This window comes from Ketobacter sp. MCCC 1A13808 (genome assembly GCF_009746715.1).
GTDB lineage: Bacteria > Pseudomonadota > Gammaproteobacteria > Pseudomonadales > Ketobacteraceae > Ketobacter.
Genome location: NZ_VRKW01000004.1, coordinates 296,187 through 310,022 on the forward strand (window position 1 = coordinate 296,187; position 13,836 = coordinate 310,022).

The 13,836-nt window shown below is 48.4% G+C and carries 14 protein-coding genes and 1 tRNA gene; 7 read left to right on the top strand and 8 right to left on the bottom strand.

Features of this window, described 5'->3' with window-relative positions:
• The first annotated feature begins 2 nt into the window (after window positions 1-2).
• From FT643_RS10625 to FT643_RS10635, 3 genes are all read left to right on the top strand, one after another.
• Window positions 3-719, top strand: a complete 717-nt coding sequence (locus FT643_RS10625) for a DUF6901 family protein (protein WP_156871368.1) — start codon at window positions 3-5, stop codon at window positions 717-719.
• Between the two features lie 39 nt (window positions 720-758).
• Window positions 759-2,363, top strand: coding sequence for a sensor domain-containing diguanylate cyclase (locus FT643_RS10630; protein ID WP_156871369.1), 1,605 nt, complete (start codon window positions 759-761; stop codon window positions 2,361-2,363).
• Window positions 2,364-2,834: 471 nt separating this feature from the next.
• Entirely contained in the window at window positions 2,835-3,677 is an 843-nt protein-coding gene (locus FT643_RS10635) for a mechanosensitive ion channel family protein (protein ID WP_156871370.1), read from the top strand.
• A 53-nt stretch (window positions 3,678-3,730) separates the two neighbouring features.
• Here the strand turns inward: FT643_RS10635 and FT643_RS10640 are convergent, their stop codons facing one another.
• The 3 genes from FT643_RS10640 to FT643_RS10650 form a co-directional block, all read right to left on the bottom strand.
• Window positions 3,731-3,943: a cold-shock protein gene (locus FT643_RS10640; RefSeq protein ID WP_156871371.1), complete on the bottom strand. Its 213-nt coding sequence runs from the start codon at window positions 3,941-3,943 to the stop codon at window positions 3,731-3,733.
• Window positions 3,944-4,110: 167 nt separating this feature from the next.
• Window positions 4,111-4,941 (bottom strand): RluA family pseudouridine synthase, encoded by an 831-nt coding sequence (locus FT643_RS10645; RefSeq protein WP_198043479.1) that lies wholly within the window; start codon window positions 4,939-4,941, stop codon window positions 4,111-4,113.
• Between the two features lie 68 nt (window positions 4,942-5,009).
• On the bottom strand, window positions 5,010-5,717 hold the full coding sequence (locus FT643_RS10650) for a glutathione S-transferase N-terminal domain-containing protein (protein ID WP_232340079.1): 708 nt from the start codon (window positions 5,715-5,717) through the stop codon (window positions 5,010-5,012).
• Window positions 5,718-6,008: 291 nt separating this feature from the next.
• On the opposite strand from FT643_RS10650, the gene FT643_RS10655 reads away from it, so the two are divergent.
• Window positions 6,009-6,473: a hypothetical protein gene (locus FT643_RS10655; protein ID WP_156871373.1), complete on the top strand. Its 465-nt coding sequence runs from the start codon at window positions 6,009-6,011 to the stop codon at window positions 6,471-6,473.
• A 61-nt stretch (window positions 6,474-6,534) separates the two neighbouring features.
• Here the strand turns inward: FT643_RS10655 and FT643_RS10660 are convergent.
• Both FT643_RS10660 and FT643_RS10665 read right to left on the bottom strand, forming a co-directional pair.
• Window positions 6,535-6,625 (bottom strand) — tRNA-Ser (locus FT643_RS10660).
• A gap of 86 nt (window positions 6,626-6,711) precedes the next feature.
• Window positions 6,712-7,263, bottom strand: coding sequence for a nitroreductase family protein (locus FT643_RS10665; protein WP_156871374.1), 552 nt, complete (start codon window positions 7,261-7,263; stop codon window positions 6,712-6,714).
• Window positions 7,264-7,530: 267 nt separating this feature from the next.
• On the opposite strand from FT643_RS10665, the gene FT643_RS10670 reads away from it, so the two are divergent.
• From FT643_RS10670 to FT643_RS10680, 3 genes are all read left to right on the top strand, one after another.
• Window positions 7,531-8,253 carry an endonuclease V gene (locus FT643_RS10670; protein WP_198043480.1) on the top strand — a complete coding sequence of 241 codons (723 nt, stop codon included), beginning with the start codon at window positions 7,531-7,533 and terminating at the stop codon, window positions 8,251-8,253.
• A 148-nt stretch (window positions 8,254-8,401) separates the two neighbouring features.
• Window positions 8,402-9,802, top strand: a complete 1,401-nt coding sequence (locus FT643_RS10675; protein WP_156871376.1) for an adenylate/guanylate cyclase domain-containing protein — start codon at window positions 8,402-8,404, stop codon at window positions 9,800-9,802.
• A gap of 6 nt (window positions 9,803-9,808) precedes the next feature.
• Window positions 9,809-11,305 carry an AbgT family transporter gene (locus tag FT643_RS10680; RefSeq protein ID WP_156871377.1) on the top strand — a complete coding sequence of 499 codons (1,497 nt, stop codon included), beginning with the start codon at window positions 9,809-9,811 and terminating at the stop codon, window positions 11,303-11,305.
• A gap of 19 nt (window positions 11,306-11,324) precedes the next feature.
• On the opposite strand, the gene queF is transcribed toward FT643_RS10680, so the two are convergent.
• From queF to FT643_RS10695, 3 genes are read right to left on the bottom strand one after another with little or no spacing between them, the layout of a single operon-like run.
• Window positions 11,325-12,140 (bottom strand): NADPH-dependent 7-cyano-7-deazaguanine reductase QueF, encoded by an 816-nt coding sequence (queF, locus tag FT643_RS10685; RefSeq protein ID WP_156871378.1) that lies wholly within the window; start codon window positions 12,138-12,140, stop codon window positions 11,325-11,327.
• On the bottom strand, window positions 12,140-12,913 hold the full coding sequence (locus FT643_RS10690) for an ABC transporter permease (RefSeq protein ID WP_156871379.1): 774 nt from the start codon (window positions 12,911-12,913) through the stop codon (window positions 12,140-12,142). The genes queF and FT643_RS10690 overlap by 1 nt, the downstream gene beginning before the upstream one ends.
• 1 nt (window position 12,914) lies before the next feature.
• Window positions 12,915-13,832 carry an ABC transporter ATP-binding protein gene (locus tag FT643_RS10695; protein WP_156871380.1) on the bottom strand — a complete coding sequence of 306 codons (918 nt, stop codon included), beginning with the start codon at window positions 13,830-13,832 and terminating at the stop codon, window positions 12,915-12,917.
• Between the last annotated feature and the right edge of the window lie 4 nt (window positions 13,833-13,836).

Here is a 13,836-nt window from a genome sequence, read left to right on the forward strand (position 1 = left end):
ACATGGACAGAAATTTCATCAAGCGGGTACGGTACGAGTTCATCTTTAAATCTCATGAGAATTTTCAATATGAGGTGGACATCGACCCTAATACCCTTGAGCACCCGGCACCCTTGGGGCAAGCTCCTGAGTGGACAAACCTGGAAGTAGACAAGTGCCCTCATTGCCCGCTCAATCCAGAGACCAGCGAACACTGCCCTCTGGCACGGCGAATTGCACCAATTTTAGGCTTTAGCGCTCACCCGGCTTTTGAATCGGTACAACTGAAAGTGCATAAAGACAATATGACCATCGAAAGTCAAACTACCGTTCAGGAAGCGTACCGCTCTCTTATCGGTTTGGTCATGGCGACCAGCGGCTGCCCGCATACCGGTTTCTTTAAACCCATGGCATGGTTCCACCTCCCTTTCGCAACTCAGGACGAAACGTTGTTTCGGGCCTGCGCGACTTTTTTACTGTTTCAGTTTTTCGACCCTGTCGAACCCGAATCTGAAAACCATTTCACCGATTTAAAACAAGTTTATGAGCATATACATATAGTGAATCAACACATTGCCAAACGACTAAAAAAAGCATCTGCGTCGGAGTCTACTTTGAACGCACTCACCATATTGGATATTTTCGCCCAATCATTCTTGCCCACGTTAAACCAATCACTACAGGAGCTGTCCTTTTTGTTCAGGCCTGGCGTGAACGAGGTGAGTTTCGATAACCCTTAACCTTCAGAGTCCGCACCCATTTCAGGCTTTTTTGCGATTATGCCGTATTTAAACCGCTTTTTTATGCCAATACTCGCTCTGCTCCTGCTGAGCGGAACCGTTACTTCCGTTATTGCGGCAAATGTGCTTGAGCTAACGGATACCCGTACCCGCACGCTTCAATCAGACCCACTGTGGAATCCCGCAGGCCCGTTCGATCACGATGCCCGAACCATGCCGGACACTTCGGCACTGGTTCCAGTGACAGCGATCAGCCCGCGCACAGACCTTTGGTATCGGTTCGACATTGTTAATCGCAATGAACAACAAAAATGGTTCATCAACACCACTAATTCTCTGGTTCAGCAGGTTACCGTTTATAGCCGCAATGGCAGGCAACTGCGCATTGGACAAAACGGATTTAAACGAACCTATCCGTTTGATCTGACCAGCGCCGTGCCGCTGACCCTGGCCACCAATAATGCCACCACAATCTGGGTCAACGTGCAGGCTCCCTATATCGCTGAAACGGCACTTCTTACCCTTATGCCGCAAAAGCAATTTTTTTCACGACACTTCAATTACTCCAGCATGATCTTAATCGCACTCGGTGCGATGTTGGCACTGGTTGTTTACAATGCGTTCTTGTACTTCCCGACCCGTGATCCCTCTTTTATCTGGTATGCAGGCTACCAACTACTGTGCACTTTCGCATGGGCGGTCCAATTCAAGGTTATGCTTTATTGCTTCAACGTAGGCCTTGACCAGAGCACGCTATACTTTCCCTTCTATATCGCGGGCGCCGCCAGTCTGATGTTTGCTATCACCTTTTTAAGGCTGCCGAACTCCGGAATAATCACCTATTTTATCCAGGCTTTCGCAATTGCCCTGGTGGTCTGTGGTGTTGTGGGGCTGTTTCTTCCTATAAAGCTTTACTATCAGATCCTGGCCGGTTCCACGTTTGCATGGTTGACGGTAATGTTGCTATTGGGCATTTGGCGTTACAAACAAGGGTATCGACCTGCTCGATTCTATGTCGCCGGATTTGCCATCATGAGTACCGTGTTGGTGTTTATTCTAGGCGGCAGTCTGGCGGGTAACAGCCTGTTCGAAAATCAAATGCTGTGGGCGTTATGGGCTCAGCTAATTGACGCTGTCGCATTGGCATTAGCGCTGGCTGACCGCATCAATTTCCTCCGTAAATCGAGGCAGCACGCGGATAAACGAGCCTCCACCGATCGCCTGACCGGACTGCCGAACCGTACCGCATTTGAACGCGACGTCCGCGCCTGGGAAGCCGGATACCACGATGGGGTTGTGCAGGAATTCTTTCTGACCTTCATTGATGTGGACGGATTGAAGCAGGTTAATGACCGCAACGGACACAACGAAGGCGACCGACTACTCACCTTGGTCGCACGCTGGCTCAGCAAACAAATTAATCCGCAACATATCTACCGCATTGGCGGGGACGAGTTCGTCATTTTATCTCGTAAACAGATGATGTGGAACCTGTCCAGCTTACACAACGAGCTGGATAATCAAGGCTTCCCCAACTCCGATCTAAGCATTGGCAGCAGCAGTTATTCTGAAAGCGGAAGTCGATCTGCTTTATTGAAACTTGCCGATGAAAGAATGTACGCCGTCAAAACAAGCAACCGGTAATGACCCGCTAGGCGGTTCAATCTCGGTCATTCTTTCCCCTCCGTTCAAGCCTGGGATACATAGGTTCATTCTGAACAGCCGTATTCGGTCGCCAGATCCTCCCGCATACTCAATATCCGAAAAAAGTTATACAGCATGAACAGGATAGCGCTATCCAACGCAATAGACACCCTTCAACCTATACGATTCGCTGCCTTGTTTTCGCTCCAAACATCCAGATCAACAAGCTGGAGTACCTGTCTCGATTTGCGTTTAGGGACAGCACCGATACGCGCAAGGAACTGGGATACCAATCGCAAGATGTCCGCATATCAGTGCGGGACGCAATTGAATGGTTTCAGAGCGAAACCTTTGTTTCAGGCCAAAACGCAGACGTGCCCATGAAGGCAAGCGTTAATTATTGAACTAATCATAGATTTCTTAATCGGCATTTGTAAAGATTGCCCTTCTAACTTACAGGAGGGCAAAACTATGCTTGAAGATCTAATACCAAAAGACTTTTCACAAGAACTGCTTTTGGAGTGGGCTATTAGTATCGGAATGGCGATACTGGTATTCATTATCGGTCGTATTGTTGCGAACATCGTTGTTAAAATCGCACGTCATGCCATGGCAAAAGGCGGTATGGATTCTTTGCTGATTAATTTCGTCGGCTCCATACTCAAATGGGTACTGATGTTATTCGTCATCATTGCCTCCCTGGAACAACTGGGAGTCGACACCACGTCTCTGGTTGCTTTATTGGGTGCTGCCGGTATCGCCGTTGGTTTAGCTTTAAAGGATTCACTGCAAAACTTTGCATCGGGGGTCATGCTAATCGTCTTTCGGCCCTTTAAGGAAGGCGACTTCATTGAAGCAGGTGGGGTAATGGGTGTTGTGGAACATATCGGTATATTTACTACCAATATGAAAACACCGGACAACAAAGAAGTGATTGTACCGAACGGACAGGTGTACAGCGGGGCTATCACGAATTTCTCTGCCAAAGCCACACGACGCGTCGATATGGTGTTCGGGATTGCCTACGATGCAGATATACGTCAGGCCAAGAACATTCTGGTGGAAATCATGCAGCAGGATGAACGCGTTTTACCGGAGCCCGCTCCAGTGGTTGCGGTATCTGAACTGGCGGATTCATCTGTTAATTTTGTGGTGCGCCCCTGGGTAAAAGCTGCAGATTTCTGGGGTGTTATGTGGGATACAACAGAAAAAGTGAAATACGCATTTGATGAAGCAGGCATAGGCATTCCATTTCCACAGATGGAACTGCATATGAACAAGCCGGAAAGCGACGACGACGCACCCGAAAAATAGAACCGAATAGCGTTGTTGAAAAAAGGGTGAAGCCTTGGCTTCACCCTTTTTTATTACTCTGCAATCTGAACGTTTTCTGCTTGCGGACCTTTCTGACCCTGGGTAACAGTAAACTGCACCCGCTGGCCTTCCGCTAACGTTCTGAAACCGGAACCGGAAATTGCACTGAAGTGGACGAAAACATCTGGACCATTATCCTGTTCAATAAAACCAAAACCTTTAGATTCATTGAACCACTTTACTTTACCGAGAGAGGGGTTTGACATATCCATTACCTGACTTTTTCAACTAACCTGGAACCGTATTTCTGCCACCAAATTGGACATTACTACTGATGTTAACTGTACGTGAAATACAGATTGTCACGCTATCGCCACAGGACGGTAGCGTATCATTCCGATTATAACTCCGCACACTTTCTCGTCAATGCTATTTACATCCAATAGGGCTCGATATCGGCTTCGCTCAACTGGACGCAGATATCACGCCCTTGCTCAGGACATTTATAATCCAGTTTTGTTGCAGCAAGATGCAAACCGTTTTTGCTTTTGACCCCGTATAGGGCATCCCCCACCACCGCATGCCCCAAAGAAGACAAGTGGCGTCTAATCTGATGCTTGCGCCCAGTTTCAATCGTGACCTCTAGCAGCGTCGTTTCAGCATCCCGGGTCGAATTAACAGGTTCATGCAGTTTCCGGTAACGGGTGATAGCGGATTTTCCATCTATAGGTTTATCAATAACGCCCTCGTCGGGACGTATTAGGCCTTCTACCCTGACGTGATATACTTTTTCGACTGCCCTTTCAACAAACATTCTACTCAGCTTCGCTGCGGTCGTTTTCTGATGCGCCAGCATCACCAGCCCACACGCAGCCTGGTCTAGCCGGTGGATCAAAAATACTTTTCGCTGGCCATTAAAATTCAATTCGATCTGACGGATCAAACTGCAATGGTCACCCCACTGGCTTCCTTGGGACAATAAGCCCGGTGGCTTAAACCAGATGCTATAACGATTAAAATCTTTAATCAGCGAAGGTTTCGCCGGCGCAAGCGCCAACACTGTCTCATCATAATACAACCAGATCTGACTGCCGGAAGCCAAACCTGAGCTGGATCGACGCAAACGTTGAATTTTTCCTTTGCCTTTTTTTACCTGTAGCGCACCACAATTCATTGCGTGTTTTATACGGCCTTTAGACAAACCGGTTTCACTCGCAATGTAGTCGCAAATATTATGCACATCCTGAGTTAGCGTACGATGCAATTGAACGCGCTTTACCGGTTGAGGGCGTTGGTTGTGTGAATCGGGCGACGCTTCCGGGGGGGTATTAATTATCGTGACGCTCCTCCGACTTGATAGGTAGTGCTCAGATAACGAAGGATGTCTGCGGATTCAAATAAATCCCGCTGGGTATTCGGATCAATCAGATAAGGCACCTGCACATTACCATGTTCGTTCATAAAAGCAGAACGCTTGGTATTGGGTATCGGTTTATATTCACCAAAATGCAAACGAAAATTGGAAGGCCCTATATCCGCTCGCTGCTGTTTACCGATGTTAATCAATTTATACGGTAGCTCAAGTTCGCAAAGTCGTTCACGAACCGGACGTGAATAGGGGCTGGCCTCAAAACTGTAAAGTGTGAGATCTTGCTGAGATCCGACAGATGGCTTTGCCTCCAATCCCCGTGCTCCCCGTATCACGGTTGCGAGGCGGGATTTGAAAACATTAAACTTGGTCGCTCGTAATTTCTTTGGCCCCTCACGTCCTGCATAAGTATTGAATAAATACGCGATGATCGCGTCACTGCCTTCAATCTTTGCGCTTTTATTGGGGTCATATAAAAAAGGCACTCTGTCCCGACCCGAAATGCGCTTCAATGCAGGCAGATTGCGCTGGCCCCCCAAGGGAACCGGCACAATACGCACATCCAGATTGAGCTCCGTTAATGCTTCTCGCACGAAACGACAATGAGCACACCCCTCCCGGTCATACAATTCAAGAAGCTGCTCGGGCTGCTGCACCTTACGGCTTGCCATCGCCCCTCGCCATCCCCGGAAAGTGGAAGCCATAACGGAGCTTCCAACGTCACTTGCGCGCTTCAGATCGATCCCCATAGTGTCTACCCTAATAATGGTCAGTGTGGCTGGAGTATGCTGTTAAAAAATGGCCTGTTCAAGTGCATTGGGCGTCAGAAACGGTGCGCCGTGAACAAATATTAAGCCAGATTTCCCAGCAAACCGGATCAATTACAAATCGTAACAGACATGAAGGAAAAAGCTGGGATAGTGTTATGCCATTGAAGCAAATTGTGTCTTCAGGGGGATACGATGAAACAACCTATTGCCTGCCAGCCCGTAGTGGATTATCGCCTGGCTTATCGTCTGTCACGAAAACATGATGTGGAATTTCTGAAGTCCATGAGCCGCACGGCCGACATGGAGCAAGTACTGCTATCAACTGATATGAGGAATTGGCTGAGTAACAACCAATGCAAGCCATTCGACATTATAAACAAACTTCACATTTTGCTGGAGTTGGACAAAAACGAAAAGAAACGCCATTTCGGTTTTCAATTCCGCAGCCAGGCCATGGCGTTTCAAATTGTCTACATTGATCGGTTCGCATGGGACAAACGCGTTTACCGTGAACGCCTGACCGGAGAAAATTGCCGCAAAGTACAACGCATGTTGCACTTGTTCTTATTCGATGAAATTCATGCTTCGAAAAGCCAGCGTTTGCAGATAGTAAGGGATATGATGCTGGATCACGAACCCGCCAACGAATTCGCCTAAATTGGACCGTGTCATCGGGCATTAAAAAAGCCCCGTCGTGACGGGGCTTTTTTAAAAGATCTGGCGGAGAAGAAGGGATTCGAACCCTTGATACGCTATAAACGTATACACACTTTCCAGGCGTGCTCCTTCAACCGCTCGGACACTTCTCCTGATTCAAGCCGTAAAGGTCGAGACCCTCACGTCAAGAGGCGCGTAAGATAAAGGTTTTACCGACAGATTTCAATGGAAATCATCATCAGTCTCTATATTCCACAATTTCATCCAAGCTCTGAAAGTCAGCCTCACGCGGCTCGCCATCGACTCGACCTACATAAAGAAAGGCAACAATTTGCTCGCCCGACTGCAAATCGAAGAACGCCTTAACCGGAGCCGATTCCGTCATTGGTCCGGTTCGCCACATGGAACCATAACCAAGCTCTTTCGCCGCGAGCTGGATGTGCTGAGTAGCGATACCGGCCGCCACCTGCTGCTCCCAAACCGGTACTTTCTTATGCTCCGGATCCAGCTTGGCAATGGTAACGATGATCATAGGCGCACGCAGTGGCATTGCCCGAAGGCGCAACTTCTGCGCCTCATCTGCTTCTGGCTGAGCGGCTTCAAACGCCGCCCCTAAGTCTTCCAGGGCACGCCCTTGCAACACGACGAAACGCCAGGGTCGGATTCGGCCGTGATCCGGCGCGCGGACCGCACAGCGAAAAAAAATGTCCAGCTCCTGTTTTTCCGGTGCCGGTGCCGACAAACGTGGACTGGAAACCCGATACATGATGGTGTTGAGTATTTCAGACATACTAACTCTTTGATATCAAATGATTTAGGTGCAGACAGAGCTAAGACAATGGGAGCACAGGAAGTACTCACGGATTGTCGCATCCCCGGTGGCGACATTCTACTCTAAAACTTCCCCGTCATGGGCGCCGAACCTGGTCTAGAATTAAAACGATAGATCATTATTTGATCACCCATTAACTCAAAGTGTCGACTAATTCACATTGTTTTTTTAGGAAATTACGGATACTTCAGCTACCGCTTTTCTGGAATGATAAGGCATAAAGGCATGAAAACTCACAAGTTGCATGAATGGAGTCTTTCACTGGAAAGCGCAAAAGCGATCCAGAAAAATTTACATGCCTGGATCATCACTGAGGGTGCCTGCCCCTCCCCCAAATTGATCGGCCGGATTCAACTGGAATCGACTACCGAATTAAACCATCACTGTACCGTGCAAGCGACCATCAAAGTTCAGTCATTGCCTTCTATGCAGCTGCTTGAGCGTAAAGTGGCGATCAAGTCCAGCCACTTTCCCTCTCGGCCGGGTTTACAGTCGTTCCGAAAAGTACCCGCCATCCTGGGGGCTTTGGACAAATTAAACCGGGTTCCCGATCTATTCGTCTGCGATGGACGAGGCATTACCAGCCATCGCAGCTTCGGAGTGGCTTCCCACGTCGGCCTTCTGACTAATTTACCAACGATCGGTATATGCTCCGCAAAACCGAACGCGGAATCCAACCTGCTGGGCCGGGAACGAGGCAACTACCTTCCCGTCACCAACCAGGGCCAATATTCTGCCCTGGTCAGAGTCCTGGATGGACTCGATCCAATACTGGTTTCTCCGGGGCATCGCATCGGACTTCAAGAAGCCGTGCAAATGATATTGCGCTATATTCCCGAAAGCACGCCCACCAGGGATTTTCTTACTACACTTTATCCAGCAGCCGGAATCAACAACGATGATGTGGTTCAGCTAAGCTTGGTTAAAACGGCCTCGAACCACAAATAAAACACTGTGGTTAAAAAGGAAGTTGTTACTGATACCACATCAGCTTACACTTTGTGTTTGGCTGTCTATTTTTCTTGAAATATACTTTAAAAGCTTTTGATATAATTAATAATAATTAGGTTTCTATTTATGGTTAGGATAAACGCGAATGTCCGGTAACCTGTCCTTAGACTTGACTCAGCAGCAGCTGATTAACAAAGAATTTCCGCCTCAATATCTAAGGCTATTTGCTTATGTCATCAGCGCTGTCGTTCTTTTTGCCGCAATCTGGGTGGATGATCTAAGTAAATCCTTGTGGTGGGCACCCATTATTGCATTGGTCTACCCCACGCTTTCGCATTTGTTTACTAGCCACTGGCGACACAGCCAGGAAAACAGGGTTAATTCTATTCTGATCGTCATTGATACCGCCATGTGCGGTGGTGCAATGGCGTTGTTTCAATTCAATCCCACTCTGTCTTTGTTTATGTTTTTTATCGTCAGCGCAGGCACTATAGCCATTGGTGGTGTTTTCGGCTGGATGGTCTGTATGTGTACAATGGTACTCGGGATGATTGCAGGGCTTTTGCTATTTGGCGCACCCGAAGCGACCAGTCTACCGCCCAACATGATTACACTGGCGGTGGCTATGCTGGGAACCACGCTTTTTTCTACCGCGCTGGGTTATTTTTCTTTTAAACAGGCGCGAACGTTGATGGCCTTTCAGGGAGAACTTAAAAACCGCCAGCGCGAAGCAGCCAAGCTATCACGTAAACTCTCCAAATATTTGCCACCTCAGGTGTGGGGATCGATTTTCTCCGGACAAACCGATGCAAAACTGGAAACCCAACGAAAAAAACTGACTGTATTTTTCTCCGATATCAAGGGCTTTGCCGAAATATCAGAAGAACTTCAGCCAGAAGCGCTTACCGACCTGCTCAATAGCTATTTCACCGAAATGTCCCGCATCGCCTTAAAATACGGCGGCACCATCGACAAATTCGTGGGCGACGCCATTTTGATCTTCTTTGGAGACCCGTCTTCCCGAGGCCACAAACAGGACGCTGCCGCCTGTGTCCTCATGGCCCTGGAAATGCGCAAAAAGATGAAGTTACTGCGCCAACAATGGTTAAAAGAAGGCATCAGCAAGCCGTTGCAGGTCCGCATGGGCATTAACACCGGTTATTGCACGGTGGGGAACTTTGGGGCTGAAAGCCGAATGGACTACACCATCATCGGGCGTGAGGTGAACCTCGCCAGCCGACTGGAATCCGTGGCTCAACCCAGCGAGATTCTCATTGCTGAATCGACCTATAATTCCGTTCGGGACGTCATCATGTGTCGCGACCGCGGTCAGATTAGCGTAAAAGGGTTTTCCAAAACGGTTCCTATATATGAAGTGGTCGACCACCGTAAAGAACTCGGAGCGACCCAAAGCTTTCTGGAATGCGAGCTGGATGGGTTCACTATGTTTGTCGATATAGATAAAATCCGCAATTATGAAAAAGACAATGTGGTGGAAGCGCTGGAAGAAGCCGCCAAACGCATCCGTAATAAACTGATTGTCTGATCGTATATGGCTGATGATTCCTGGCACCTTCGTCTTCTGAACCGAATCGAACTGGCCGGCAATCGCCTTCCCCATCCCACCGCACTTTTTATCTACTTTTCTTTGTTTGTATTAGCGTTATCCTGGCTGCTGTCTTTTCTCGGCATTAGCGCACAACACCCTACGCTCAACCAAACAATCATCGTCACCAACCTGATCAGCCAGCAAGGTCTGCATCGTATACTCGAAAGTACAGTCACCAATTTCACTCAATTTGCACCCGTAGGCACCGTATTAATAGCTATGCTCGGGTTGGGAATCGCAGAAAAATCCGGACTGCTAGCGGCTTTACTTAAACGGATCGTCGGTAATGCCAAAGGAAAGCTGCTGTCGGCTACGGTTGTATTTGCAGGGGTCATGAGCAGCCTGGCTGCGGACGCGGGTTATGTCGTTCTAATTCCATTGGCGGGTATCATCTTCGCCAGTGCAGGAAAACACCCTTTGGCTGGTATGGCTGCTGCCTTCGCCGGTGTATCCGGCGGATACAGCGCAAACCTTCTAGTCGGCCCCATTGATGCGGTGTTGGCGGGCATCTCTACCGAAGCAGCACAACTTGTGGATTCTTCCATCGAAATCAGCGTGCTATCAAACTATTACTTTATTATTGCGTCTACTGTCTTCATCACGATCGCAGGCACGTGGATCACAGAAAAAGTCACTCTGCCCGCGCTGCCTTCCTGGGCACCAACGGAAGCACCGGTTGACAATAAAGTCACGCTGCTGGAGCGACGTGGATTGCGGCAGGCCGGCATCATGTTCATGGTGTGCGTGGCATTGATCATTCTGGGCTTGGTGCCTGATAGCGGGCTACTCAGGGATCCGGAGACTCACTCCATCGCGCGCTCCCCCTTTGTCAGCGGCATTGTCAGTTTAATTTCCCTGATTGCCGCGTTGAGCGGCATTGTTTTTGGCGTAGCGACGGGACGTTATCATCGCAAAGGCAGTGTCATAGAAGATATGGAAGCGACCATGGCCACGATGGCAAGCTACCTGGTATTGATGTTCTTCGCAGCTCAATTCATCAACTATTTCGCGTGGTCCAACATCGGTTTGATTTTGGCGATCACCGGCGCGAACTGGTTGCAAAACCTGGCACTGTCTCCGGTACTGTTACTATCCATTTTCATCCTGATGTCTGCCTTTATTAATCTGTTAATAGGCAGTGCTTCAGCAAAATGGTCCTTACTCGCGCCGATATTTATCCCTATGTTCTTATTATTAGGAATCGCACCTGAACAGGTCCAGGCGGCTTACAGAGTAGGAGACAGCAGCACCAACATTATTACGCCGCTGATGCCTTACTTCGGGGTTGTTGTCGCGTTTATGCAAAGATACGACAAGGATCTGGGTGTCGGTACAATCGTTTCCCTGATGCTTCCCTATTCTGTGATGTTTCTGATTTTCTGGAGCATCCTGTTTGCCATATGGATGGTGTCCGGGTTCGCATTCGGGCCCCTCTCCTGAATAAAACGCTCACAAGACGTCACTGGCGAACCAATCTTAGATTCCGGGTATCGACTTCTTCACTAGAACGAAACGGATTAATATCAATTCCCCCCCGCCGGGTGTAGCGTGCGTAAACCGACAATGCCCTAGGCGAACATTGCTGCATAATATCCAGATAGATACGTTCTACGCATTGCTCATGAAACTCCTGATTGTTCCGGAACGAGACCAAATACCGCAGCAAGGATGCTTCGTCTATCTTATTTCCCTGATACCCTATCAGCACACTTCCCCAGTCTGGCTGGCCGGTAACAGGACAGCAAGAACGCAACAGATGGCTATGCAGCTGTTCATTTACATTTTCATCCGGATTCACCCGTAAAAGCCGCGCGTTGACGCTGTACTCATCTGCAACAATATCGAGTTCGTCTACGCAACGTCCCGGCATAGACTCAATTGTGAAAGAGTGTGCCGCCGTTAGCGGCAACAAAGTAACCTGAACCGGGGCGCCCACCACCTCAGACACATCCTTAACAATACATTGTTCCACGTCAGCAAAACCCGAGAAACCCGTTTGATTAAAGGACCCGAGATAGAGCTTGAGCGATTTTGATTCAACAATATGGCTTGAATCCGCGGGTACCTTCATTTCCATCACGGCAACCACCGGCTTACCTTTAGGAGTCAGCCAGGACACCTCATACGCGTTCCAAATATCAGCGCCCTTAAATGGCAGCTCTGATCCTATTCCGATCTCCAGTCGCCCGAGTCGACGCGGAATAGCAAACAACACCCCGGGATTATATTGCTGGGGATGCTCACTCTTTTGCCCCAGAGGGCCATGCTCAATCATCAGGAACGAATCCCCGTGCCGTGTTTTAATAACCAGTGAGCCCAGGTGTACAAACCCACGATAAAGACCGTTATCATGCCATAGGCGAAGGCCAAGCGAACATCGGTTGTGCCCAGAATGCCATAGCGAAAACCATTAACCATGTATACGATAGGATTGAAGTGGGATACTGCCTCCCAGAATGGCGGCAACATACTGATGGAGTAAAACACGCCACCCAAATAGGTTAACGGGGTTAAAACAAAGGTGGGCACTATCGACACATCATCAAATGAATTGGCGTAAACCGCATTTATAAAACCACCCAAAGAGAACACAATTGCAGTTAGAATTACGATGCTGACGGTAACCCCAAAGCTATGCATATGCAGGTCGGTAAAAAACAACGAAAGCCCGGTTACGATCACACCAACGGCCATACCCCGTGCGACGCCACCCACCACAAAACCGCCAATAACCACATAATTAGGCATGGGCGATACCAGCATTTCCTCAACACTGCGCTGAAATTTGGTGCTGAAAAAGGACGACACTACATTCGAGTACGAATTGGTGATTACGGACATCATGATTAATCCAGGTACGATGTATTCCATGTAGGAATGGCCACCTATAGTCCCGATACGACTGCCGATCAGTTGTCCGAAGATTACAAAATACAGTGCGATAGTAATTGCAGGGGGGATTAATGTTTGTACCCAGATTCGCGTAAAACGACGTACTTCTTTGGTCACTATTGTGCTGAAGGCGTTATATTGTTGCTGTATATTCATTTCAGCGCTTACTCTCAACCAGGGAAACAAATAGCTCTTCCAATCGATTGGCTTTATTACGCATACTCACCACATTAATACCCAGACTGGTTAACTCACTAAATACTTTATTCAACGGTTCCTGTTTCGACACTTCCACTTGCAGCGTATGGGAATCAATTAATCCTACCGACACCGCTTCAATTTTTGGTACGTCGGTAATATCCCGCTCCAGATCCAGAATAAACGTTTCCTTGTCCAAACCCGCCAGAAATTTCTTCATACTCCCTTGGTGAATAATCTGACCCTGATCGATGATTGCTATAGTGCGGCACAGATGCTCTGCTTCTTCAAGATAATGGGTGGTCAGAATAATGGTGGTGCCCGATGCATTCAGTTGTTCCAGAAACCCCCACATGGAACGCCGTAATTCGATATCGACACCGGCTGTCGGCTCATCCAGAATTAACAGCTTCGGCTCATGCACTAACGCCCGTGCTATCATCAAACGCCGCTTCATACCACCGGATAACATACGCGCACTTTCATCGCGTTTTTCCCAGAGGTCCAGTAATTTGAGATATTTCTCAGCCCGCTCCGCAGCAGTGCGTTTATCCAGGCCGTAGTAACCTGCCTGAGTTCGGACAATGTCGCCCACTTTTTCGAATTGATTAAAATTAAACTCCTGAGGCACGACGCCGATGTGCATCTTGGCAGCGAAAAAGTCAACATCCACATCGCAGCCATAGATGCTGACGCTGCCGGACGTCTTATTCACTAATGAGGTGATAATACCGATGGTGGTGGACTTACCCGCACCGTTAGGGCCGAGCATAGCCATAAAATCGCCAGGTTGTACATCAAAGCTGATTCCCTTAAGTGCCTGGAAACCACCGGAATAGGTTTTACAGAGATCTTTTACAGAAAGTGCGGTCGTCATCAAA

What these genes read in the sequence shown, in the direction of transcription:
- queF (WP_156871378.1), bottom strand. Translation starts at nt 12,140, where the DNA reads ATGATTGAGCATGGCCCTCTGGGGCAAAAGAGTGAGCATCCCCAGCAA.
- FT643_RS10630 (WP_156871369.1), top strand. Translation starts at nt 759, where the DNA reads ATGCCGTATTTAAACCGCTTTTTTATGCCAATACTCGCTCTGCTCCTG.
- FT643_RS10670 (WP_198043480.1), top strand. Translation starts at nt 7,531, where the DNA reads ATGAAAACTCACAAGTTGCATGAATGGAGTCTTTCACTGGAAAGCGCA.
- FT643_RS10635 (WP_156871370.1), top strand. Translation starts at nt 2,835, where the DNA reads ATGCTTGAAGATCTAATACCAAAAGACTTTTCACAAGAACTGCTTTTG.
- FT643_RS10680 (WP_156871377.1), top strand. Translation starts at nt 9,809, where the DNA reads ATGGCTGATGATTCCTGGCACCTTCGTCTTCTGAACCGAATCGAACTG.
- FT643_RS10625 (WP_156871368.1), top strand. Translation starts at nt 3, where the DNA reads ATGGACAGAAATTTCATCAAGCGGGTACGGTACGAGTTCATCTTTAAA.
- FT643_RS10675 (WP_156871376.1), top strand. Translation starts at nt 8,402, where the DNA reads ATGTCCGGTAACCTGTCCTTAGACTTGACTCAGCAGCAGCTGATTAAC.
- FT643_RS10695 (WP_156871380.1), bottom strand. Translation starts at nt 13,832, where the DNA reads ATGACGACCGCACTTTCTGTAAAAGATCTCTGTAAAACCTATTCCGGT.
- FT643_RS10665 (WP_156871374.1), bottom strand. Translation starts at nt 7,263, where the DNA reads ATGTCTGAAATACTCAACACCATCATGTATCGGGTTTCCAGTCCACGT.
- FT643_RS10640 (WP_156871371.1), bottom strand. Translation starts at nt 3,943, where the DNA reads ATGTCAAACCCCTCTCTCGGTAAAGTAAAGTGGTTCAATGAATCTAAA.
- FT643_RS10655 (WP_156871373.1), top strand. Translation starts at nt 6,009, where the DNA reads ATGAAACAACCTATTGCCTGCCAGCCCGTAGTGGATTATCGCCTGGCT.
- FT643_RS10650 (WP_232340079.1), bottom strand. Translation starts at nt 5,717, where the DNA reads ATGGCAAGCCGTAAGGTGCAGCAGCCCGAGCAGCTTCTTGAATTGTAT.
- FT643_RS10690 (WP_156871379.1), bottom strand. Translation starts at nt 12,913, where the DNA reads ATGAATATACAGCAACAATATAACGCCTTCAGCACAATAGTGACCAAA.